This is a genomic window from Pseudoalteromonas sp. S554 (assembly GCF_005930865.1).
GTDB classification, from domain to species: Bacteria; Pseudomonadota; Gammaproteobacteria; order Enterobacterales; family Alteromonadaceae; genus Pseudoalteromonas; species Pseudoalteromonas marina.
The window spans coordinates 70,122-94,949 of the sequence record NZ_PNDV01000040.1; the positions used below are offsets into that span (position 1 = coordinate 70,122).

The 24,828-nt window shown below is 41.2% G+C and carries 19 protein-coding genes; 10 read left to right on the forward strand and 9 right to left on the reverse strand.

Annotated elements, in window-relative coordinates; genetic code table 11:
* Positions 1-142: 142 nt before the first annotated feature.
* The 5 genes from CWB65_RS10710 to CWB65_RS10730 all read left to right on the forward strand — a co-directional run bounded on the left by CWB65_RS10710 (position 143) and on the right by CWB65_RS10730 (position 9,337).
* On the forward strand, positions 143-2,887 hold the full coding sequence (locus CWB65_RS10710; protein WP_008127045.1) for a TonB-dependent receptor: 2,745 nt from the start codon (positions 143-145) through the stop codon (positions 2,885-2,887).
* A gap of 193 nt (positions 2,888-3,080) precedes the next feature.
* Positions 3,081-4,607, forward strand: coding sequence for a tryptophan halogenase family protein (locus CWB65_RS10715; protein ID WP_006791306.1), 1,527 nt, complete (start codon positions 3,081-3,083; stop codon positions 4,605-4,607).
* A 12-nt stretch (positions 4,608-4,619) separates the two neighbouring features.
* Positions 4,620-5,381, forward strand: coding sequence for a SapC family protein (locus CWB65_RS10720; RefSeq protein WP_138740549.1), 762 nt, complete (start codon positions 4,620-4,622; stop codon positions 5,379-5,381).
* 51 nt (positions 5,382-5,432) lie between these two features.
* Positions 5,433-6,899, forward strand: a complete 1,467-nt coding sequence (locus tag CWB65_RS10725) for an SLC5 family protein (RefSeq protein ID WP_138740550.1) — start codon at positions 5,433-5,435, stop codon at positions 6,897-6,899.
* Between the two features lie 305 nt (positions 6,900-7,204).
* Positions 7,205-9,337 carry an alpha-galactosidase gene (locus CWB65_RS10730; RefSeq protein ID WP_138740551.1) on the forward strand — a complete coding sequence of 711 codons (2,133 nt, stop codon included), beginning with the start codon at positions 7,205-7,207 and terminating at the stop codon, positions 9,335-9,337.
* A gap of 63 nt (positions 9,338-9,400) precedes the next feature.
* Here CWB65_RS10730 and CWB65_RS10735 read toward each other — a convergent pair whose 3' ends face one another.
* The gene (locus CWB65_RS10735) at positions 9,401-10,102 is read right to left on the reverse strand and encodes a FadR/GntR family transcriptional regulator (protein WP_006791302.1); all 702 of its coding nucleotides are present in this window, start codon (positions 10,100-10,102) and stop codon (positions 9,401-9,403) included.
* 197 nt (positions 10,103-10,299) lie between these two features.
* On the opposite strand from CWB65_RS10735, the gene CWB65_RS10740 reads away from it, so the two are divergent.
* Positions 10,300-11,058, forward strand: a complete 759-nt coding sequence (locus CWB65_RS10740) for an SDR family NAD(P)-dependent oxidoreductase (RefSeq protein ID WP_008127054.1) — start codon at positions 10,300-10,302, stop codon at positions 11,056-11,058.
* A gap of 3 nt (positions 11,059-11,061) precedes the next feature.
* Positions 11,062-12,006, forward strand: a complete 945-nt coding sequence (locus CWB65_RS10745) for a 2-dehydro-3-deoxygalactonokinase (protein WP_010557677.1) — start codon at positions 11,062-11,064, stop codon at positions 12,004-12,006.
* A gap of 79 nt (positions 12,007-12,085) precedes the next feature.
* On the opposite strand, the gene glpD is transcribed toward CWB65_RS10745, so the two are convergent.
* The 7 genes from glpD to galE form a co-directional block, all read right to left on the reverse strand.
* Positions 12,086-13,573: a glycerol-3-phosphate dehydrogenase gene (glpD, locus tag CWB65_RS10750; protein ID WP_138740552.1), complete on the reverse strand. Its 1,488-nt coding sequence runs from the start codon at positions 13,571-13,573 to the stop codon at positions 12,086-12,088.
* 203 nt (positions 13,574-13,776) lie between these two features.
* Positions 13,777-15,279, reverse strand: a complete 1,503-nt coding sequence (gene glpK / locus CWB65_RS10755; RefSeq protein WP_138740553.1) for a glycerol kinase GlpK — start codon at positions 15,277-15,279, stop codon at positions 13,777-13,779.
* Between the two features lie 204 nt (positions 15,280-15,483).
* Positions 15,484-16,812, reverse strand: a complete 1,329-nt coding sequence (locus CWB65_RS10760; protein ID WP_138740554.1) for an alpha/beta hydrolase family protein — start codon at positions 16,810-16,812, stop codon at positions 15,484-15,486.
* A gap of 27 nt (positions 16,813-16,839) precedes the next feature.
* Entirely contained in the window at positions 16,840-17,841 is a 1,002-nt protein-coding gene (locus tag CWB65_RS10765) for a Gfo/Idh/MocA family protein (protein ID WP_138740555.1), read from the reverse strand.
* A gap of 14 nt (positions 17,842-17,855) precedes the next feature.
* Entirely contained in the window at positions 17,856-19,004 is a 1,149-nt protein-coding gene (gene galK, locus CWB65_RS10770; RefSeq protein WP_138740556.1) for a galactokinase, read from the reverse strand.
* On the reverse strand, positions 18,994-20,058 hold the full coding sequence (locus tag CWB65_RS10775; protein ID WP_138740557.1) for a UDP-glucose--hexose-1-phosphate uridylyltransferase: 1,065 nt from the start codon (positions 20,056-20,058) through the stop codon (positions 18,994-18,996). The genes galK and CWB65_RS10775 overlap by 11 nt, the downstream gene beginning before the upstream one ends.
* A 1-nt stretch (position 20,059) precedes the next feature.
* Positions 20,060-21,073, reverse strand: a complete 1,014-nt coding sequence (gene galE, locus CWB65_RS10780) for a UDP-glucose 4-epimerase GalE (protein ID WP_039038327.1) — start codon at positions 21,071-21,073, stop codon at positions 20,060-20,062.
* 251 nt (positions 21,074-21,324) lie between these two features.
* Here galE and CWB65_RS10785 point away from each other — a divergent pair, with 251 nt between their 5' ends.
* Complete coding sequence (locus CWB65_RS10785; RefSeq protein ID WP_138740558.1) at positions 21,325-22,134, forward strand: SDR family NAD(P)-dependent oxidoreductase; 810 nt, start codon at positions 21,325-21,327, stop codon at positions 22,132-22,134.
* Positions 22,135-22,264: 130 nt separating this feature from the next.
* Here the strand turns inward: CWB65_RS10785 and CWB65_RS10790 are convergent, their stop codons facing one another.
* Positions 22,265-22,507, reverse strand: coding sequence for an HP1242/YdcH family protein (locus CWB65_RS10790; RefSeq protein WP_006791291.1), 243 nt, complete (start codon positions 22,505-22,507; stop codon positions 22,265-22,267).
* Between the two features lie 243 nt (positions 22,508-22,750).
* Here CWB65_RS10790 and CWB65_RS10795 point away from each other — a divergent pair, with 243 nt between their 5' ends.
* Positions 22,751-23,332, forward strand: coding sequence for an anthranilate synthase component II (locus tag CWB65_RS10795; protein WP_010557686.1), 582 nt, complete (start codon positions 22,751-22,753; stop codon positions 23,330-23,332).
* Between the two features lie 46 nt (positions 23,333-23,378).
* Positions 23,379-24,542: an HDOD domain-containing protein gene (locus tag CWB65_RS10800; protein ID WP_138740559.1), complete on the forward strand. Its 1,164-nt coding sequence runs from the start codon at positions 23,379-23,381 to the stop codon at positions 24,540-24,542.
* The last annotated feature ends 286 nt before the right edge of the window (positions 24,543-24,828 follow it).

The window sequence follows — 24,828 nt, forward strand, 5'->3', positions numbered from 1 at the left end:
AATAATGCCTACAACTAAGGAAAGGGTTGCACTTTTACTTAGTTTAAAGTATTTATAATATAAATAGTATTTGAAATAATTTTAAAGCTATTCAACCATCACAACGACAAAATGACTACACACAATCAGGAGTTTTTAAAAAATGATAATTAACAATAAGTTATCGTTCAACAAGAAAACCGCGCTTAGTATTGCTATAACAGGCATCTTGGCAAGCGGTAGCGTTGCAGCTCAAGGCGCGGAAGGTGATACACCTAAAGTAAATGAAGATGTTGAAGTTATCGCAGTAACGGGTATACGCAGCAGCTTACGTTCATCAATGTTAGATAAAAAAGCATCTAATGTTGTTACAGACGGAATTAAAGCAGAAGATCTTGGTAAATTCCCTGATTTAAACGTGGCAGAGTCTCTGCAACGTATTACAGGTGTAGCTATCGACCGAAGTGGCGGTGAAGGTCAAGCCGTAACAATTCGTGGTTTTGGTCCACAGTTTAATACGGTTCTTGTAAACGGTCGCCAAATTGCGACTGATAGTGCAGGGCGAGAATTCAATTTTGATGTGTTAGCGGCTGACCAAATTACAGGTGCTGATATTTATAAAAGTAATAGCGCTTTACTTCAGGAAGGCGGTATTGGTGGTACGGTTAACGTAACAACTGCACGTCCTTTTGACTTTGGTGGCTTGCATGTAATTGGTTCAGTTAAAGGCATGTACGAAAGCCTTTCTGAAGAAGTATCTCCGTCGGCATCATTTTTAGTAAGCAATACATTTAACGACGATAAGTTGGGTGTACTTTTTGCTATTACTAATCAGCAGCGTAAACTTCAAAATAACCAAATTTTGACAGCCGGTTGGCGCGGTGGCCAAACAATTTCTAACCCACAAGACGGTGTGTTATTTGATAATGCATACATTCCACGTAACTGGGACCAAGTTGTTGATGAGCAAGACCGTGAGCGTACTAACGCAAGCCTAGTGCTTCAATATGCACCATCGGATGACATTACAGTAACGGTTGATGGTTTGATTTCGAAGTTTGAAGTTGATTCAACAGTTCGCGACCTTGCATCTTGGTTTGAACCAGATCGTGTAGGCAGTGCAACAATTGATGAAGCAACAGGTACACTATTAACGTTTAGCCAAGATGTAGGTTTAGGTGCGCCAAGTGGTAACCCTGCAAGTGACTTTGTATCTCATACACGTAACTCTCGTGATGTAACTAACAAAGCATTTGGTATTAATGTTGATTGGCAAGTAAACGAGTCATTAAAAGCGAAATTTGATGTATCTCGCTCAACAGCTGAAAATGATCGTGCTGGTCGAGATCGTTTTAACGTAGTGGGTATTATTAACAGCTACAGCTTTGATGGCACAGGCGGTGTTCCAACTGTTCAGCATGATGGTTTTGATAATGGCTCTCTTCCAGATCCAAGCCTTGCTCGCCTTCATTACAACGAAATGGGTAACCAGTTTACCAACGAAGACGAAATTACAGAAGCGAAAGCCGATTTTGAATACGTACCAGATAAAGGCCCAGTAGAGCGCATTAACTTTGGTGCTTATCGTCAAGAGCGTGAAAAGTCTAGCTTCCAAATTTTTGGTAGCCAATGTCAGTTTTGTGGTTACGGCACTGAAGCGCCTACTGATGTAATTGATTTTGAAGCATACCAAGCAAATAACTACTTCCCTGGCTTAATTGACACATTCTACACCTACGACGGTGATAAAATGCTTGATTACCTAGCGGATCAGGGTTTCCCTGTTACACCTACACTGCAAAATAACCGTTACACAATTAACGAAGATATCACTAGCTTATACATGGACTTCACTATAGGTTTTGACCTAGCTGATATGCCTGTAACGGTTAACATGGGTGCGCGTTACTCAGAGACAGATATTGATGTGTCTGCAGTTCAAAGTTTTGTAACAGACGTAGTACCTACATCTGATGCAACGTTATTTGCTAACGTATTTGGTCCTGCAACAAACATTACACAAGGTACAAGTTACTCAAACTTATTACCTTCTTTGAATGTGAAGCTTGAGCTTCAAGAAAATATGGTATTACGTTTTGCAGCGTACGACAGTATTACTCGTCCAACAATGTCGCAGTTATCGCCTGCAACAACGTTTAACGAACCTCGTCGTCAAAACTTAACGGCAAGTGGCGGTAACCCAGCACTTAAGCCATTCCAATCTGAAAACTGGGATATTTCTTACGAGTGGTACTACAACGATGCTAACTTATTTAGCTTTGCGGTATTCAGTAAAGAAGTTGACGACTTTATTGTTACGTTAACAGGTGCAGAAACTTACACCATGTCTGACCGTAACGGCCCTGATTTTGCGTGTACTACATGTACAGACCAAACAGATGAAGAACTTGTTGGTAGCTCAGAAGTTTACACTGTAACGCGTCCACAAAATGGTGAGTCAGCAACAGTAACGGGTTACGAAATTGGTGTAACTCATATGTTTGAGAATGGCTTTGGCTTTATTGCTAATGCTACAGTAGTAGATAGCGATATCAGCATTGGTTCTGATACATCACAAACATTTGCACTTGAAGGTTTAGGTGACTCACAAAACTTAGTATTGTTTTATGAGCAAGATAACTGGCAAGCACGTGTTGCATACAACAACCGTGAAGGCTTTTTACGCTTAGTTGATAATGGCTTCAATGGTGAGCCAGTGAACGTAGAAACTTACGGTCAGTGGGATATCAGTGCAAGCTACGATATTAACGAAAACTTCACTATATTTGCTGAAGGTATCAATATTACTGAGGAAGAGTTAGTACAAACAGGTCGTTTTGCTAACCAGGTTTACTCAGTTGAAGACAATGGTTCACGTTACGCGTTTGGTATTCGCGGATCGTTTTAATTGATAAAGGGGCGATTAATCGCCTCTTTGTTTTCATTGCAGTGCCAAAGGCACTAATACCAATTGGGTTATTTTATCGGTGATGTATATTAGATAACCACATTGATTAAAATGAGAGCACGTTAAATACAAATGCCCTAACGGGCATTTGTTGTCTAAAACGTTATCAAAAATACTCAAAGAGTAGTCCATTATGAATAAAGCAGTAAAAACAGTAGCGGTAATTGGTGGTGGCACAGCCGGGTGGCTCAGTGCTGCACTTATTGCGTCGTATCATCAAAGCCAAAATGGAGACGGCTTAAAAGTAATGTTGGTGGAATCATCAGATATTCCAACCATTGGTGTCGGCGAGGGTACGTGGCCCACCATGAAAAACACACTTCAACAAATTGGTTTACGCGAAGTTGATGTATTTAAAACGTGTAACGCAACCTTTAAACAAGGTGGAAAATTTGTAAATTGGACGCATGGTAATAATGACTTTTACTATCACCCATTTACAGTGCCACTGGGTTATGGCCGCATTGATTTAGCGCCCTATTTAGATAATGTTGTTGACTATGCACAGCAAACTAATTTTCAACACGATATTTGTGAGGCTAGTTTAGCACCTCGTGGCATTGCGCAAGGTGAATATCAAGGTAATTGCAATTACGCCTATCATTTAGATGCGGGCGCCTTTGCTGAAATGCTTAAACAGCATAGTAAAAGCAAGTTAGGCGTTGAGCATGTTATTGGCACTGTCGATGAAGTAAAACTAGATAATGACGGGGCAATAGATACCCTGACCTTAAAAGATCAAACCCGCACTATAAACGCCGATTTATATGTAGATTGCACTGGCTTTTCTTCATTATTATTAGGTCAAGCGCTTAATATCCCATTTAAAAAAATGGACCATGTGTTATTTAACGACAGTGCACTTGCAATGCAAGTCCCTTACGCAGAGGGCGATGAGTCACTTGCGAGTCATACGATTGCCACTGCACAAAACGCAGGCTGGATTTGGGATATTGGTCTAACGCATCGACGAGGCGTAGGGCATGTATATTCAAGCAAGTTCTTATCAGACGATGAAGCCGAGCAAAACCTACGCAATTATTTAGGTGATGCTGCTGAAGGCCTAACCGCGCGTAAAATTAGTTTTGAATCAGGTTACCGAGAAAAGTTTTGGCATAAAAACTGTGTTGCTGTGGGTATGTCAGCTGGGTTTGTCGAGCCACTGGAAGCAACCGCTATTATGCTTGTTGAAATTTCATCTCGCTTTGTTGCAGAACATATGCCAGCAGACACAAAAGTAATGCCGATTGTTGCTAAACGATTCAACGAACAAATGGATTATCGTTGGCAGCGTATTATCGACTTTTTAAAATTGCATTACATGCTGACCAAGCGTCCTGAGCCATATTGGCAGGCACATGTTGACCCAGACACTATACCGCAAAGTCTTAAAGATGATTTACTGTTATGGGAAAGCCGAGGCCCACTTATCCAAGATTTTCATGGGGCGCTTGAGCTTTTTCCAGCAGCGAGCTACCAGTATGTTTTATACGGCATGGGCTTTAAGCCAGATTTTACCAAGCAAGCATATTTGTACTCACAAGATGCACAAGCTAAACAAATAATTGAACGTAACAGCCAGCTTACACAGCAGATGTTGCAAACTTTGCCGCCACACCGTGCTTATATAGAGCAGTGGTTAGCAGCTAACCCAGTTTAAGGATGTGTAATTATGGCCATTAGCGAGCTATTAAATACAAAGCACCAAGCAGTAAAAATTTGCCCAAACGCAGGGCTTGAATACGCTAAAACACAGCATTTGATTAATTTAAGAGCCAGTGAAGTAGCAAAAGCCGCCTGTGATTTACCTGTTTTTTTAGCGCGTAATACACAAAACGGTAGTTATACCATATCGGCTCTAACGAGCTTTAGCGCTCAGCAAAGTTTGTTAGTAAACAATGATCAATGGCTAGCACTTTATACGCCTGTATGTATGCAAACTCAGCCATTATATTTAATGACCCGAGAAGCAAACAGTAGCGAATACTTTGTTGCTATTGACGAGCAAAACACAGCGATCAGTACAGACTCCGGTGAAGCATTATTTGATGCAAAGGGTAACCCAAGTTTATACCTAAGCTCGCAGCAAAAGCTGTTAGAAAATGATTTAAAAAATGATTATTTAACTTATCAGTTTACTCAAGAGTTAGTGCGTTTAGGGCTAATAAAAGACATTAATATTGTTTTGCAGTTTAAACAGGGTGAAACCCAAACAATTCAGGGTTTAAGCACGATTGATGAAGACAAGTTACAAGCTCTAGATAGTACAACAATCGCACAGCTACAAAAACAAGGGTATTTAAGTGCTATTAACAGCATGCTTATTTCTTTGTTTCAATTAAATGCACTCGTTAAGCTAAATAATCAGCGCGAAGATTTAATGGCGCTAGCACAAGTAAAATTAGAGCTTAGTCGCGACACACACGCGCTATAAAGTGCACATTTATATTATTAAGACATTGCGTATAGCACGCAGGAGACACACATGTCAGACAACATTTTGCAGCTGGTGGTTTTTATATTTGTAACCGCCTTAATTGGCGGGCTTACCTATTGGAAGTGCCGTGGACAAAACAGAAATAATGGGGAAAGCCAAACTAAAGAATACTTTTTAGCAGGTGGCGGCTTAACGTGGATGTTTGTCGCAGGTTCAATCACCCTCACTAATTTAAGTACCGACCAACTTGTTGGAATGAATGGTAACCAAATGGCTTTATTGGTTTGGTGGGAATTAGCGGCCATTATTGGCCTGATTATTTTAGCTAAAGTATTTATCCCTGTTTATTACAAATATAACTGCACAACAACCACTGAGTTATTAGAAAAGCGCTACAACAATAAGCATATTCGCGCCGTTATTGGCGGCTTGTTCTTTTTAGGAAATGCATTAATTTATATGCCAGCGGTCATATATTCCGGTGCGCTATTTATGCAAACCATGTTTAAAGTTGATATTCCATTAATGTATATAGCAACCGCTTTTGCCATTGTAGGCGCTATTTATGCCTTTTTTGGTGGGTTACGCGCAGTTGCGGTGTCAGATACATACAACGGGCTACTGGTGTTAGGTATGGCAATACTTGTCGTGTTCTTAGCGCTTAACGCAATTGATTACGACTTTAGCGGTATCCCACAAGAGCGCTTAACACTAATTGGCGGGCCTGATTCACCTATACCTTGGCCAACCTTATTAACAGGTATGTTATTTATTCAAATGTACTATTGGGGTACTAACCAAACTATTACACAACGTGCTATGGCGGCACCTAATGTTAAAGAAGCGCAAAAAGGGATATTTGCAGCAGCGGGTATTCGTTTTTTAATCGTACCGGCAATTGTTGTACTACCAGGTATTATTTCTTACAAGTTATATGGCGATATTGGTGATGCTGCATACGGCCGTATTGTTGGCGATGTAATGCCAGCATGGTTAACAGGTGTATTTGCGGCAGCAATGGCAGCGGCAGTACTTTCTACTTATAACAGCTTATTAAACTCGGCTACGGCACTTTACGTGTGTGATATTCACGAAGCGTACTTTAATAAAGAGCCAAGTGTAGTAAAGCTAAGTGGCTATGTTACGTTATTACTTACTAGTTTAACGCTTGTGCTTGTGCCAATTTATCAGCAAGCCGACAGCATTATTAACTTACTACAACAGTTAAACGGCTTGTTAAGTATGCCTATATTCTCAATTTTTGTAGTGGGCTTATTATTTAAAAATGTGGATGCGCGCGCAGGTATCGCTGCGGTTATTTTAGGTGTTGTTATGTATGGCATGCTGACATTCGAAAATTCACCGCTACATACAACCATTCATTACATTCACCTAATGCCAATTACACTTATTGTATGTGTAGTCTTTGCGTTAATAGTGAATAAAGTTGTGTTTGGGTTAACCGCACAATGGGCGGGTAAATCACCTGCGATTGATAACGCAGTTAAAGAATAAACGTTAACTAACCGACGTTAATACAATCGGCCAAAGTAAAGCTTTGGCCGATTTTTTATTTTAAACAATGTGATTACCACTATAGTTAATCATTAAGTGAAACCTAAGTGGTATATCCAGTGGTTTTATCTCAGTATTTGCGATAGAAAAACTATTAAAACTCAATTTATATGATATATAATATTATTGATGGTCGCTGTCTGATAGATTGTGCCTGAACACTTTAGAGATCGCGTTAACGCCTATCGCTAACATCATCTCGGTATATTAATCACTCACACAATGAATAAGAGGATAGGAAAATCATGGCCAACACTAAATCATTTTATCGATTAGACAGTGTAAACAGCACCGTTATTTTCAACTGTCAAAGTAAAACACCTGCGTTACTGTATTTTGGGAAACGCCTATCAGAGCAAACAACTGAGCTAATGCTTACTCAGCTTGCTACTCGTCAAGAAGTAAAATGTGCCGTAGTTGAAGAAGCACCTATTTCTCTTTCTCCATTATTAGGTGAGGGCTTTACAGGTGCACCTGGGCTTGAGCTTGTAAACGACTCTATTGCTTGGTCTGTAGGACCAAAGTTAAAAGACGTTCGCCAGCCATCATCATCAACGCTTGAGTTTGTAAGTGAAGATACATTACGTGGAATTGAAGTCGTTCATAGTATTACGCTTGATAACAACACTAATGTGTTAAGCGCGCATACGGTATTAACTAATTTAAGTGACTCACCACTCAGCGTTAATTTTTGTGCAGCACCCACATTCCAGCTACCCGATAGCGTGAACAAAATTATAAGTTTTGAAGGGCGTTGGTCAAACGAGTTTCAACGTCAATCTGTCGATTTAGTACTTGGCAGCTTTGTACGTGAAAACCGTAAAGGTAAAACATCGCACGACGTATTCCCTGGTTTATTAGTTCATAGCGAAGGCGCAGGCGAGCAACAAGGCGAGTGTTATGGCTTTCATTTAGGCTGGAGTGGTAACAACAAGCTACGCGCTGAGCTACTACCAGAAGGGCGCCGTTATGTGCAAATGGGTGAGTTATTATTACCGGGCGAGCTAACCCTTGCTAAAGGCCAAACGTATCAAAGCCCACGTATTTATGGCTCGTTTTCGAGCGACGGCTTTAGCGCGCTTTCGCGTAATTTTCATCAGTTTGTTAAGGCTAATTTACTTAGCCAAGCACAGCGCGAAAAAACACGCCCGGTGCATTACAACACGTGGGAAGGTATTTATTTTGACCACGATGTAGATACGCTTAAGCAGTTAGCCGATAAAGTAGCACCATTAGGTATTGAGCGTTTTGTTCTGGACGATGGTTGGTTTAAAGGTCGCCGCGGTGATTTTGCAGGCTTAGGTGATTGGACAGTTGATTACGAAATTTACCCAGATGGTTTATCGCCAGTCATCGATCATGTAAATAGCTTAGGCATGGAATTTGGTATTTGGTTTGAACCAGAAATGGTTAACCCAGATAGCGACTTATACCGCGCTCACCCTGATTGGGTCTTAGGCTCAGAAAATAACGAGCAACTGAGCTTTAGAAACCAACTTGTGCTTGATTTAACGCGCACTGAGGTGGTTGAGTATTTATACAAAGCCATTGACGATATTTTGGTTGAGTACCCAACAATTAAGTATATTAAATGGGATATGAACCGCGATATTAACCATGCGGGTAACTTTGATGGTAAGCCTGCGGTACATCAGCAAACACTGGCACTTTATCGCTTAATCGATCGCATTAAAGCGGCGCACCCAGGCCTTGAAATAGAAAGCTGTTCTTCAGGTGGTGCACGTGTAGATTATGGTGTGCTTGAACACACAGACCGTGTATGGACGTCAGATTCTAACGATGCGCTTGACCGTCTTGAAATTCAACGTGGTTGTTCGTTCTTCTTCCCATCGTCGGTTATGGGTGCACACGTAGGCCCACGTGATTGCCATATTACAGGGCGTAATGTGAGCATTGAAATGCGTGCTGCGGTATCCATGTTTGGCCACATGGGAATTGAAATGGATCCACGTGAACTCACCGATCACGAATACAATTCGCTTAAAGCGGCTATTGCGCTGCACAAAGAGCACCGTGACTTTATTCATGCTGCCGATTTATACCGCCTAGATAGTGACGATTTATCTATTAACTTTGGTTTAATCGACGAGCAAAAATCAAAAGCGTTATTTGCGTATAACAGCGTGCGCGAAACACCGCGTACTGCGCCTAATAAGCTTCGTTTTGTTGGTTTGGATGCAGATACACAGTACACACTTAATTTAGTGTGGCCTGTTAAGTTTGAAGAATACCGCCCTTCGTCTATTGCCGCCGTCAACGGGCAAACCTTTACGGGTGAAGCGTTAATGGAATTTGGCCTACAAATGCCAATTTCATTCCCGCAAACATCACTTATTTTTGAGCTTAACAAAGCTTAAAATATAATTCGCAGTAAAAAGGGAGCTAAGTAGCTCCCTTTTTTAAAGATATTTTTTTAGTCATCAATCGAGTTTAGATTCGATGAGCTCTAGCGCTTCTTCTAAAATTGTTTCGACCGCTTTTTTAGCGCGCTCGGGGTTCCCTGATTTAATTGTGTCTAAAATGTCAGCGTGTTTAGTTACGTCAGCACCTGGTACACCTTTAATATGGTTAGTGTAACGAATACTAACTCTAAGAGCTGTACTAATAAATTCAGTCAGTTGTACAAAAAATCGGTTGTTACTGGCTACTAAAATGCTGGTATGGAAGGCGATGTCGGCTTCTAACGGATCGTCTAACCCTTCATCGGCATCAGCCATGCGCGCAAGTGCGTTATCAATTTCTGCAAGCTGCTCTGGCGTAGCGCTTATTGCGGCTAACGCGGCTGCTTGTGGTTCAAGTGCAACACGTACTTGGGTAAATTCTTTTAATAATGATAGTGACGGTTTGCTGCTTAAAATCCAACGAAGTACGTCGGTATCAAACATATTCCAACTGCTTTCCGGTAATACACGAATACCTTGCTTTGGACGCGATGAGATAAGCCCTTTAGCAGAGAGCATTTTTACTGCCTCGCGCGTTGCACTGCGGCTTACATCGTACTTAACGCATAAATCAGCTTCCGATGGTAACCCTTCGCTTACAGGATACACGCCCCGAACTATTGCAAACCCTAAATCATGGGTTAGTTGGTGAGTTAAGTTTTGGCGAGGTTGAGTTTTCATCGTGCGAATTTCCGAGTTCATTATTGCTTAATTATATATCATATATCATATTAATGTACGTAAGGATATGGTATAAACTTTTAAATCGCTAATTATTTTAACACAGCAATAACAACTTGGTTTGGCTCTTTTTCTCTAAGTAATCGTTTTTAAAGGGTTTAAGTTGAACTGAAAACATGCTGCAAGGAAATTTAATTTTGAACACTCAAGCTCAATATCACAGTCTTTCTGGCAAGGTTATTTTTATCACTGGTGGTGCGTCAGGCATTGGCAGAGCCATGGTTGAGTCGTTTGTTAAACAGCAAGCCAAAGTAGCATTTATTGATATAGATGATGAAGCGGCGCAAGCACTCATTAGCGATTTACCCGATGCTAATTTATGGTACAGGCAAGTTGATGTCACTGATTCGAACGCTTTGCAAAAGTCACTGGTCGATGCGTGTGCTGCCCTTGGTAGCGTAAATGTACTTGTAAATAATGTGGCAAACGACCGTCGTCAAGCCAGTGAAGACGTGACGGTTAAAGATTGGGACCAGTGTTTACAAATTAATTTAAATCCTGCTTTTTTTGCTTCTCAAGTAGCTATGTCGTTTATGCAACAAGAAGGTGCTGGCAGTATTATTAATTTTAGCTCTATTAATGCCATTATGGGTCAACCGCAAATGGCAGGTTATGTAACCGCCAAAGCGGGTTTAATAGGTATGACCAAAGCACTCGCTCGTGACTATGGTGAGTTTGGTATTCGCGTTAATGCCATATTACCAGGCTGGGTTGCAACCGAGCGCCAATTAGCAAGCTGGTTCACCGAAGAAGAGCAAGTAAAATGGATGGAAGCTATGGCGCTTAAAAAATTAGTAACGCCAGACGACGTCGCTAATTTAGCGCTATTTTTAGCCGCCGATGAAAGCAGTATGATCACCGGGCAAGGCATTAAAATTGACGGTGGGAGACTTTAAAGTTTGACTACTTCAACTTTGTTTATAGCCGTTGACTGGGGTACAAGTCATTTACGTGCTTACTTGTGTAAAGTAGGTGAGGGCAGTGAGTTAACGTTAATTGATCAATGTGACGGGCCTGGCGTTGTAAAAGTTAATCAACACTTTCAACAAACACTCATTCACGCAATTACACCTTGGACAGCGCAATATGGTGTACTACCTATTTATATTGCAGGCCAAATTACATCAACGATTGGTTGGCATGAAACCCCTTATCTAGAGTGCCCAATTAACCCTGAAGGCTTGCTTGATGCTGCTGTTAGCTTTGAATGTGAAGGGCACACCATTAATGCCTTACCAGGTACAAAATGCACGTTACAAAACACGCTAATTGATGTCATGCGAGGTGAAGAATTACAAATACTGGGTTTTTTAAAACAAAACGAGCAGTATCAAACGGGTAAGATTTTACTGTGTTTACCTGGCACGCATACCAAGTGGGTACTAATTAACAATGGTAAAATAATATGTTTTAAAACCGCTATGACCGGTGAGTTATACGACCTGTTATGTCATCAAAGCGTATTAATTCCTGATGATTGCGCTGAAGGTGAATTTGATTGGCAAGCGTTTGAACAAGGCTGCGATTTAACTTTGGGCAGTGATAGCGGTAACTTAGCGCATGGCATTTTTAGTGTAAGAACACGCCAATTGTCCAAAGAACTAACCCCAGTTCAAGCTAAAGCATACCTATCGGGCGTACTAATAGGCAGTGATGTACGCGCAGCACGTTATGCAAGTGAATGGCAACTACTTAGCAACACACAGGTTGTGGTTATTGGTACTAAGCAACTTAACACGTGTTTTACCAAGGCGCTTACAAAAATAGGGGTACAGTGTAGTGAGTTTGATATTAAATCGGCAACGCTTAGTGGGTTTAACTATTTATACCAGTCGGCTGAATAGCTAATAATAAAAACCCCTTTATAGCTTGTTAACTATAAAGGGGAAAACGGGAAATAGTGATAATGAAACAGCTTATTAATCAGCGTGTTTCAATATAATTATTTAAAACTGTAATCTGCTCATCGCTAAAACGTAAACCCAGTTTACTGCGACGCCATAAAATGTTGTAAGCATTACCAGCCCACTCTTGTTTTAGTAAGTAATCAACTTCAGCAGCAAATAAGCCATGGCCAAAGTCATGTCCTAAATCACTGAGTTGTGTGGCATTACCTAAAATAATTTTTGTACGTGTGCCATACGTACGCACAAAACGCTTCAACGTCACTTCTGGTAGCCAGTTGTATAAAGATTTAAGCTCTTGAGTCAGTGCTTCAACATTATCAAAGTCGCCACCAGGTAATGCACTGTGTTTAGTCCATGCTTTACCCATTTGCGGATAAAAGTCTTCTAACTTATCAACAGCGGCTTCTGCCAGTTTACGGTAAGTGGTAATTTTTCCACCAAATACGCTTAATAATGGAGTGTGTTTACCCTCACTTGAAAGCTCTAGCTTGTAGTCACGTGTAACGGCTTGCGCATTAATAGATTCGTCATCTAATAGCGGGCGTACACCCGAAAAAGTATGAACTATGTCTTCGCGTTTAATGTGGTTTTTAAAGTAGCTGTTAGTAATATCGATTAAGTAATCGATTTCTTCATCACTAATTTTAACATCTTGAGCTGCGCCGTTATGCTCTACATCGGTTGTGCCAACTAACGAATAGTCATCTTCAAATGGAATAACAAATACAATTCTTTGATCTTTATTTTGTAAAATATAGGCTTCTTTCTCGTCGTGAATGCGAGGCACTACAATGTGACTGCCTTTTACAAGGCGAATATTTTGTGGTGATTTTTCAATTAGCGCTTCATCAAATAATTTTGCAACCCACGGACCTGCTGCATTAACAATGCCTTTAGCTGATACAGTGTATTTACTTTTAGTATTTTGTTGCTCAAGCGTTACCTGCCATTTATTTTGCTCACGTTTAGCTTTTACACATTTGGTTTGTGTAGCAATGGTAGCGCCTTTTTCTTGTGCAGAAAGGGCATTTAAAATAACTAAACGAGAGTCATCAACCCATCCATCTGAGTATTCAAAACCTTTTACAATAGATGGCTCTAGCACGCTATTTTCGCCAAATTTAATGCCTCGAGAACCAGCCAGTGTTTCGCGCTTGGCTAGGTTGTCGTACATAAACAAGCCAATGCGGATCATCCATGCAGGGCGTAAATGCGACTGATGTGGTAATCTAAAAGTAAGTGGCCACATAATATGAGGGGCATTTTTAAGCAGCACTTCTCGTTCAGCTAAAGCTTCTTTTACTAATCTAAATTCATAATGCTCAAGGTAACGTAAACCACCGTGGATTAACTTAGAACTATTTGACGATGTCGCACAAGCAAGGTCCGATTGTTCACACAAAAGTACCTTTAAACCTCTGCCAGCTGCATCAGCTGCTATTCCTGTGCCGTTTACACCACCACCGACGACGAGTAGGTCGTATTCGTTATCTGCTAATTCCACTGTGAGCTAACCTTTTTATTTGTAATATAAATAATACATATATCATCATAAAGCGACCGTCAGTGTTTGACAATAGCTAACCGTGCTTTTTGATTTTAAATTTTTTAGCCTGATCTTTTTAAAATCAAACTGCGTAAAACGCGCCTTTAAATAGCGTTAGGCCTGCTTTAAAAGCCGCTAAATTTCATTAGCGGCTGCATACATTACTGTTGTTGGCAATCGTCGCTAGATAGCCGAACTTGCGCTACACAGTGCTGCCATTTTGCGTATAAATCATTACGTTCATCAGCACTCATTGTTGGCTCAAAACGACGGTCACAGGTCCACATTTTAGCGAGTTGCTCAGTTGACTCGTAAATACCTACTTGTAAGCCGGCTAAATAAGCAACGCCTAACGAGGTGGTTTCGGTGACCGTTGGGCGCTCTACGGTTGCACCTAAAATGTTAGATAAAAAGGTGAGTACCCAGTTATTTTTAACCATACCGCCATCTACGCGTAGTACACTTGGGCGAAGTCCATCACGTTCCATTGCTTTTTGTAAATCTTTGGTTTGATAACCCACCGATTGCAAAGCTGCGGCAACAATAGTGCTAATACCAGAGTCGCGGGTTAAGCCTAAAATTGCACCACGTGCGTTAGGGTCCCAATAGGGTGCGCCTAAACCTGTAAACGAAGGGACTAAAAATACCCCATGATCAAGTGGTACATCTTTCACTAGTGATTCACTTTCGCCTGCATGACTCAACAGTTTTAAGCCTTCAACAATCCACTGCATAGTGGCACCCGCCATAAAAATGCTGCCTTCAATGGCGTAAGTGGGTTTGCCATTTAATCTATAAGCAACCGTAGTCAGTAAGCGATTCTCAGATGTAAGGGCTTTTTCGCCCGTATTCAGCATTAAAAAACAGCCCGTACCATAGGTGCTTTTAGCCATACCTTGTTCAAAGCAAGCATGACCAACAAGCGCAGCTTGCTGATCGCCTGCAATACCACATACGCGTATTGGCGCGCCAAAAATATCTTCGCTAGTTGAGCCAAACTCGTCTGCAGAATCCATTACTTGGGGCAGCATAGATTCAGGAATACCAAATAAGTCGAGTAACTCTTGATCCCATTGCTGTGTATGAATATTAAATAACATGGTGCGCGAGGCATTAGTGGCATCGGTGCGATGCTCTTGTCCACCTGTTAGGTGCCATAATAAATAAGTATCAACGGTGCCAAAAGCCAGTTCGCCAGCATCGGCTTGTGCACGTGCGCCCTCTACGTTGTCTAAAATCCAGCGTACTTTAGTTGCAGAAAAATAAGGGTCGAGCAATAAGCCTGTTTTGTCGCTAATAGTTTGGCAAAGTTCGTCAGTGCTTAGGCTTTCGCAATAATCACTGGTACGGCGGTCTTGCCAAACAATGGCGTTATACACTGGCTTACCGGTTTTTTTGTTCCATACCAAGGTTGTTTCGCGTTGGTTGGTGATACCAATAGCAATAATTTCATCAGGCTTTACGTCGTTTGTAGATAACACTTCACGGCTTGTGCTAAGCACGGTTTGCCAGATATCGTTTGGGTCATGTTCAACCCAACCATTTTTTGGAAAATGCTGTGAAAATTCTTGTTGTGCTGACCCAAAAACGTCTGCATCTTTTGTAAACAAGATGGCCCGAGAGCTTGTGGTTCCTTGATCAATTGAGAGTATGTATTTTGACATGATATTTGTGTTATTTATCTTATCTTATATATGACTAGATTGCCTTTAACAAAGGTTAATGGCAATGGTTTTTTCTTAAAATAGCTGATTAAAAAATAAACATTTTTATATTGTGTGTTAACTCATTTATATAAAAGGTTTTTATTTCAGTCTGGTTTTAAGGCGAAGGCGGCTATCAAGCTTTATAGCCGCTTAAATTAAGTATTACTTACTACGAGGTTTACTTTGTTGCCAATCCATACCTGAAGAGAAGCGGTTATCAAAGCCATACCATTGTGGTAGTGGCTTACCATCAACAATGGCTTGGTCGCCATTTTGAGGTAAATCTAAGTACTTACACTGGCTGCTTATGTCTTTTACATGGCAATCCATCATGGCAAGTACAAAGTGTTTATTTATTTCGTTAATGGTGCGCAATGACCACGATGGCTCGTAGTAATGACCTAAATCTAATTCACTACTGCTTTGGGCAATCGCAGGGGCTGGGTGCGGTGCAATATTATGGCGGGCATTTTTATAAGTAAGCATGTACTTGTCGGCACTGCCAGTTTGGTTGTAAAGATTTTTAATGCCTTCAAAACCAGAAATATCATCTAAGTCACCTGCAATATAAAGTGAAGGCACTTTAATGTTTTTCATTGCTTTAGCGTCAAATAAGTTATGCTGTCCACCCCAAGGTGCGATAGCCACCATTGTTTTTATACGAGGGTCTACTTGCGGGTTTTGATATTGCCCGCCTGCACAGCTATTAAGTAGTTGCTGTACTTGTTTAATTTGAGCAGGGTCAGTCATTCCCGTAAACATAGCTGTAGTTTGCTCGTTAAAGGCATAACAACCACCAATTGTATTAACCGCACCAAATCCACCCATAGAGTAGCCAATAACACCTGCGCTAGTTTGATCTACTTGCTCGCTTGCAAAGTTGCTTTGTTCGTTAAAATAATTAATCACAAATTGCTGATCGCGTGAACGATTAATCAAGGTGCTAAAAAAGCCCGCAAAGGGCGCGTTTTTAAAATCTACATGGGCGTTTGTGGAGTCTGTATGATCAAGCGCAACAACTATGTAGCCATGCGAGGCTAAGTGCTCGCCAAGGTAGTACATAATTGTGCGGTAGCCGGTATAACCGTGCGAAAGTACTACAACTGGGTAGTTATCGGCGTTACTTATATCAACATCTCGCTGTGCATCGGCCTGTAAGGTAAATTGTTTGCCTGAGCGTGTTATGTCTGTGTAGCTGGTTAGTGGTTTGTTTGCTTTACTATCTGCTGGATACCACACTTCAACTTTTAAAGGGCGATCTTTTTGGCTTTGCGTTGTGGGATCAAACTGCGCCGGATTAACTAAGTCTAGGGTTTTTACACCTACTTTATAGGTGCCTTTAGCTGCTAATTCAGGGAGAACTTCGCTGGTTATTGGCGGATAAAGTTGCTCAGGCTTATTTGATTCGGCAATTACCGTACCGGTAGTTAAACTGGCCGTGGCTAATAACATTGCCTTTGAAAGCGTTTTTAAACCATGTGTTGTAGTCATTGTGTATCCTTGTTGCGTGTATTTTTATTAATTTATGTCATGAGATTCGACAGTCGCGCTATATTCAATCTGCCATTGGGCTCTTAGGGTATCCATCATCGCCATAACCCGTAAGCTAGTGCTTAGTGGTAATACAGAGCTTTGTATTTGTTTATTTAATATGCACTCAGTAACGTGATCAATTTCAAATTTAAAGTTTTCATCATCACTAAATGGGTAGTCAAAATGTTGAATAGCTTGCCCATTAATATGAAGCTCAAGACCTTTTGCACCTACAAACCAAGGTATGCGTATAAAGCCATGTTCACCGGTAATACATGCTTCGGTTGGACCGTTTTGCTCAAGTGCGCTGCTAAGTTGTGCGAACTGACCATTACCATAATCGAGCATGGTAATATTTCGCGCATCTACACCTGTATCTGCCTTATGCACAAATGAGCTGATTTTTTCAGGGGCTTTATTAAAAACCACATCAGCAATCGATAGCGGGTAAATCCCTAAATCAAGCAAAGCGCCACCGGCTGTATTTGGGTTCATTAAGCGGTGGGTGTTGGCAAAGGTGCCGGGTAAACTAAAGTTGGCCTGCACGGTATGTACTTTGCCAATAACTGCTTGGCTTAGTAGCTTCTCTAATTTTATAATGGCGGGTAAAAAGCGCATCCACACTCCTTCCATTAAAAAACAATTTTTTTGCTCTGCCAGTGCGGTTAAGTTTTTTAATTGCTGTGCATTAACGGTAATAGGTTTTTCACTTAGTACGTGCTTATTATGCATCAAGCATTGGGCGATGCTTTGAAAGTGTTGGTCGTGAGTGTTTGCAATGTAAATAGCATCAATGTTTGGGCATTGCATAAGGGCTTGGTAGCTCTCATAGCCTTTAATTGAATAATGTGTGGCAAACTCGTTTGCGCGCTGCTCACTAGTTGAGGCTGCGCCAATAAGCTGAGCATCAGCGCAATGCGCAATGCTTTTAGCAAAGGTGTGAGCAATATTGCCACACCCAATAATACCCCAGTTAACCTTTGCCATATTGATACCTACTTTTAAAAAGACGTTATTTGTAACCCTGAACCTGCTGAGCACACATAAATATCTGCGTATAAGTTAAAGCGTTCAAAGTAATGTTTTTCAACGGCGGCTTTAATTAGCGGTACTTCTGCATCGCGGCATAAACACACTATTGCTCCCCCAAAACCACCACCGGTCATGCGCACTGCGCCGCGCTCCCCCATCGCTTCTTTACATATTTCTACTAAGCCATCCGTTGCGGGTACCGTTACTTCAAAGTCGTGTTTAAGTGATTGGTGCGATGCAGCCATCAATTCACGAAGTTGCTCCATATCATTGGCTTGCAATGCTGTTGTTGCGGCGATAACACGGTCGTTTTCGCTAATTACATGGTGCGCACGTTTGTATTCGTTATTGCTAAGCTGTGCTTTAACAGCATCTAGCTTAGCCATAGTTGCTTGGCGAAGTGTTTTAACTCCCATTTTTTCAGCAGCTTGTTCGCAATCAATACGGCGTTGATTGTATTCGCTGTCTACTAATTTACGTGGGTAGTTAGAGTTTACAATAACAATGTTTAAGTCATCAGGCACTTTCACAGACTTAGTTGCCAAATTTTCGCAATCTATTAGTAATGCGTGGCCGTTTTCGCCTTTTGCCGAAATGAGCTGATCCATAATGCCACACTGGCAATGCATAAAGTCGTTTTCAGCTTCTTGGCCTAGTAGTGCAATTTTTTCTTCGCTTAAATCAAGCTGTGCAATATGGTTAAACATACCACCCACAGCCACTTCTAATGCTGCCGATGATGATAAACCACTACCTTGCGGTAAGTTACTATCAATAAGTAAATCTGCACCGCGTAAGGTGTGGCCTGCGCGTCTTAATACGAATGCAACGGCGCGAATATAATTTCCCCATTGCGATTGACCTTCGCTAATCGGTTCGTCAACGTTAAAGCTGTCTTGCTCGCCTGGGTAATTGAGTGACTGCACGGTAATCGTATTATCGTCGCGCTCTTTAAACATCACTTGGGTACGAAACTCTAATGAGCACGGAAATACAAAGCCATCGTTGTAGTCAGTAAACTCACCGATTAGGTTTACACGTCCTGGTGCAGCTGCAATACCCTGAGCAGGGGCACCGTACAGTGATAAAAAGTGGTGTTGAAATTCATTAAGCTTCATCTGTGTGTCCTGCTGTATTTTTATAGTGTGTGGTGCTTGCTGCTTTTAAAATAGACGCGGCTGTTTCTGCGCTTAAATCGCGCTGACTTTCGCCTAACATTTCGTAGCCAACCATATGTTTTTTAACGGTGGCAGAGCGAAGTAGTGGCGGATAAAAGTGTGCATGTAAGCGCCAGTGTTGCTCATCAGAGCCACGATTTTCTGGTGCATTATGCCACCCCATAGAGTAAGGGAAGCTGCAGTTAAATACGTTGTCGTATTTAGTGGTTAATACTTTTAATGCCTGAGCGAGTGAATCGGTTTGTACATCACTAAGCTGACTAAAGTTTTGAATGTTGTCTTTAGTTACAAGCAGTGTTTCAAACGGCCACGCGGCCCAAAAAGGCACCACAACAAGCCAGTGTTCATTCTCAAATACGACACGGGTTTTATCGACTTGTTCTTTTTTTACATAGTCGGCAAGCATAGCAGTGCCGTGTTTATCAAAATAAGCACGCTGCTGAGTATCTTCGGCTTCTATTTCGGTAGATAGGTGCGAATGCGCCCATACTTGGCCATGCGGATGGGGCTGCGAGCACCCCATGATCTCGCCTTTGTTTTCAAATACCTGAACACACTCGTATTGCTGTGCAAGCTCGGTATAGTTGTCTTTCCACGTTTTTACCACGGCATGCAGGGCATCGTGCTCAAGCTCTGGTAATGTTTTGTTATGTTCTGGCGAAAAGCAAATCACGCGGCATTCGCCGCTTGCTTCATCAGCAATAAATAAATCACTGTCTGACTCTACGCTTTGTGATTGTTCGCTGGCATTGGGCGTTAGTGCGCCAAAGTCATTTTTAAAAACATGGGTGTATTTGTAATCTGGGTTGCTGTCGCCATTTGCTCGTGTATTGCTTGGGCAAAGTGGGCAGCTTTCGTCATGCTTTGGCAATACTGTTTCGTTAACGGCTTCGGTTGCGCCTAACCATGGGCGGTTATTACGATGCGGTGAAACTAATACCCAGCGCCCCGTTAGTGGGTTTTTACGTCTGTGAGTACTTTCTAATAAAGCCATATTAACTCTCCAACCCACTTGGGTAATTAGTTTGCCAGCGCCATGTATCGGTGGTCATGTCGCTCAGTGTTAGTTCTGCGTGCCAGTTAAGGGTAGTTTGCGCTTTTGTGGCATCAGCGTAATTGCAGGCAATATCGCCTGCTCGGCGCGGTGCACTTTTATACGGAATAGCTTTACCTGCTGATGCGCTAAATGCGTTGATCATATCAAGCACTGAATAACCTTGGCCTGTGCCTAAGTTGTATGCATGAAAGGCGGTGTCTGATTTATGTTGCATAAATGCCGCTACATGGCCTTTAGCTAAATCTAAAACGTGAATGTAATCGCGCACGCCAGTACCATCTTCGGTATCGTAGTCGTCACCAAAAATATTAACGACCTCACGTTTACCTACCGCAGTTTGAGCTATAAATGGCATTAAATTATTTGGAATACCATTTGGGCTTTCGCCCAATAAACCACTTGGGTGTGCGCCTACTGGGTTAAAGTAACGCAGTGCTATACCCATAAAGTTGCTGTTGGCATTACATACATCTTGCATGGCTTGTTCTACCATGACTTTAGTCCAACCATAAGGATTGGTTGCGCGTATTGGGTGCTTTTCATCAATAGGCAGGTAGTCTGGCTCGCCATAAACAGTGGCCGATGAGCTGAAAATTATATGATTAACACCTTCATCTTGCATGTTTTGTAGCATGCTTAATGTGCCCGATACATTGTTTTGGTAGTAACGTAGTGGTTGCTCGGTCGATTCACCTACTGCTTTTAATGCTGCAAAATGAAATACAGCCTCAGCCTGAGTATGCTTAAGCGCAAGTTTAAACTGCTGCTCGTCTTGAATATCACCTAAAATAAATTCAAAACGTGTACCTGTAATTTTTTCGAGTTGATCAAGTACACGAGGGCTCGCATTGGATAAGTTATCGTAAATTACAGGTGTAATGCCTGCTTCATGTAATGCAATACATGTGTGGCTACCTATGTAACCCATGCCGCCAGTCACTAAAACTTTCATGTGGTTTCTCGAAAATATATTTATATGATAAATACTACTATTAAGGAAGTTTAAAAACAATAGTTATGAATTGTTCAAAATTCAAATAAATGATTAAAAAACATTCACTGCTATCGTCGTCACTTTATTAATATTTTCTATAAACTGATTCAACAACGGTCTAATTATCATTCAAAGATGGCAATGCTATTATTTCACAATCGTAATTCGTTAAATGTGTAAGCGCTGTATTACATAACATGGAGCTAGGTATGAACAAAAAAATTTTAATCACAGGTGCAACAGATGGCATTGGGTTTGAAACAGCTAAAATGCTGCTAGCGCAAGGTCATACCGTTCTTCTTCACGGGCGTAATGCGCAAAAGCTCAATAAAGTACACACTTTACTCAGTAACGATTATCCGCAAGCAAGCACACAAACTTACGTGGCTGATTTGAGTGAAATGGCGCAGGTGCGTAATCTGGCTAAACAAATTACAGCCGACCATAAACACCTAGATGTACTTATTAATAATGCAGGTGTGTTTAAGCTCGACAACCCTGAAACTGCAGATGGTCTTGATGCACGATTTGCAGTAAACACATTAGCGCCTTATTTATTAACAACTTTACTATTACCGCTTTTTGATACCCAGGGGCGAATTGTTAATGTGTCGTCAGCGGCGCAAGCAACAGTCAACCTAGATGCACTGATTGGGCAAAGCTTTTTGTCAGATAACGCAGCATACGCACAAAGCAAATTGGCAATTACAATGTGGTCGCGTCATATGGGTTTAAAACTTAAGGGTAATGGTCCATTGGTGGTATCGGTTAACCCTAAGTCACTACTAGGCAGCAAAATGGTTAAAGACGCATACGGCCTCAATGGCGGAGATTTAAAGTTAGGTGCCGATATATTTTGCCGCGCTGCACTAAGCGATGAGTTTAGTAATTCAACAGGGCTTTACTTTGATAATGACGCTGAGTGCTTTTCAGCCCCTCATGCAGATGCATTGAATGACGCTAAAAATCAACAGCTAATAGATGCACTTGATTTAAAGTTATTACAGCTAGCAATATAGCTAACGCAATTTGAGCGTTGGTTATAGAGTGTATTACCTAGTTATAAACCGTATAAAGTTTCATTGAAGACAAACAAAGAGTTCACCACTTTAAAATGGCGAACTCTTTTTTGTTTTTGGAATTTTATATTTATTGTGCGCTTATTAAACGCTGATACAACCAATCTTTTAATTCAGAACGGTCGTGTTTTAGCTGGTGCATTTGCTCATCGCTAATAGGCGCACCGTCCAATTCTAATATTCTTATTTCTTTATCTAGTTTATTGTACTGCTCTGCTTTTTCTGCAAAGTCAGCATCACTTTTGTTCAACGTATTTATCGTGTTTATGTGCTCAGGAAAGTCGTTTGTTAATGAATGGTCTTCGCCTAACATAGTCGCTCCTTAGTAAAAAATAAGCTTACACAAAATAAGCTGTCACTTAATGAGCTTGGGTTTAAATAAGGGGAATTCAACCACTCGCACCAAAAATTTAATAGGGTAAGTAAGTGTTACGTCATGCTAAAGAGGGAATTACTATTTATCTAGTTGCAAATCACTGACACTCATAACAGCTTGGGTTAGAATGCAACACGCCTAAATACTCCCGATAACTATCTTTATTGAGTACTTAATTACATGCTTTTAATGATCGATAACTACGATTCGTTTACCTATAACTTAGTGCAGTACTTTCAGCGATTGGATCAAGACGTATTAGTAAAACGTAATGACGAGTTGAGCATTGCGCAAATTAAACAACTTAATCCGGAGCATATAGTTATCTCTCCGGGTCCTTGCTCACCGAATGAAGCTGGTATATCGTTAAGTGTAGTTGAACACCTAAAAGGCCAATTTCCTATATTAGGGATTTGCTTGGGACATCAAACGATTGCCCAAGCGTTAGGCGGGGATGTAGTGCGCGCTAAAAAAGTAATGCATGGGAAAACATCTCCCATAACACACACCAATAAAGGTGTTTTTAAAGGATTAGCTAATCCGTTAACGGTTTGTCGTTACCACTCGCTGGTGGTTAAAGCGCAGTCGTTGCCCAACGAACTTGAAATAACAGCGTGGACACAAACACCGCAAGGTGAGTTTGACGAAATAATGGGCATGCAACACAAAGAGTTAGCAATTGAAGGGGTGCAGTTTCACCCGGAAGCTATTTTAACCGAGCAGGGATTAACGCTGCTTGATAACTTTTTAACTCGCTTCTAGTCTAATAGCACTGAACGTATTCAATACTTACTATTTAACGAGCACTATGACTGAACTTGCACAACAACAGCGTACAGCAAAAATACTTGATCAACGGGCACACGATTTGCTGTTGGGTCATAGTTTTGCGCATCAGCAAATTGGGTTTATTCATACCTTAGATATTGATTACGGCGAGCCTATGAAGCAGCGTACCTTGTTGCAGGTTGAAGTGTCAGCGCAACAAAAGCGTAAGCAAACAAGTACCGCTCATCATAAGTACCGTGCACAAGCCAGCGAACAGCTTCATAAAGTAATTGAAACAGCTATATTTAAACAGCTCGAAGATATGGACGCAGTGATTCAAACAACAATAGGGATTGAAGACAGCGTTGCCACTATTTTAGATATATTAGCTGTAAAGTCGGCCTCAGTTGGCCGTTTAGAGCCGTTAGTAAACGATTTAAGCTGGCTAGGGCGCGAATTGGTCACGTTGGTTAACCTCCCGTATTACCGAAACCAGCGTAGTAAAAAAAGTACCGCGGTAAAAGTAGACAGCCCTGCACTTGCTCTGCGTTACATAGGGCTTGATAACTTACAGTTAGTGATTCCCACATTTGCAGTTCGCCATTGGATGCCCCATAGTACCGAGCCTTTTTCGTTACTAAAACGTAGGCTCAGAGACAGCGCAATGGCCAACGCCATTGCCGCGCAAAAAATTGCAGAAATAAACGACGTAAACGAGATACACGCATTTACCTTGGGTATGTTATTAGATGTAGGGCGTATTACGTTAGTACGTTTGTACTTAAAAACCTTTGAGCAGGTTTGGCAACGAAAAGTACAAATAGCACGTCAAGAAAACCAAAAAGACCTTCACACAGCATTATTAGAGCTAAAGCCCGACCCTTTATTTTTAACTACACTGCTGTGCAATAAGTCAATTCAGGTCAGTGCGCGAGTCATCGACAAAATGGCCTTTAAATATTTGCCATTTAAAGGCGTGATGGAACAGCTTCAAAATGGCGTAAATAAAGGCGATAGTGCCTTACCGTTAACGCAGGTCATGTTAAAAGCGCGGTGTTACTCCCAGTACTTAATTTTAAAAGAACACCAACTAATTGAGCCCGACGAAACGGCAGCGTGGTTTTCGTATTTTCAGTTCACTAAAACGGAACTAAAAACCCTTCAAACAAGCAATTTTACCAATCTTGCTATTCAAATTGACTAAAAAATTAAATTTTTTGTTAATTTTTTTACGACTATTCATTCATTCCCACTGATTCATCCGTAAAGTTATTTAGTGGTAAAAGCCTATGCAGGTCACTACTGATGCGGTTAGTTGATAAAAAATAAGTGTGTTTAGGTATGCAAATAGTTATTCACTATCTATGAAATAATATCTTAAGCCCTTTATTTTCAAGGGTTACATGAAAGTTTTTAACGAGACAGCTACCACTAATTCTGAAATAATGGGCGTCTGAAAATTGAACCACAAAGCAATTTTTTGTACCCAA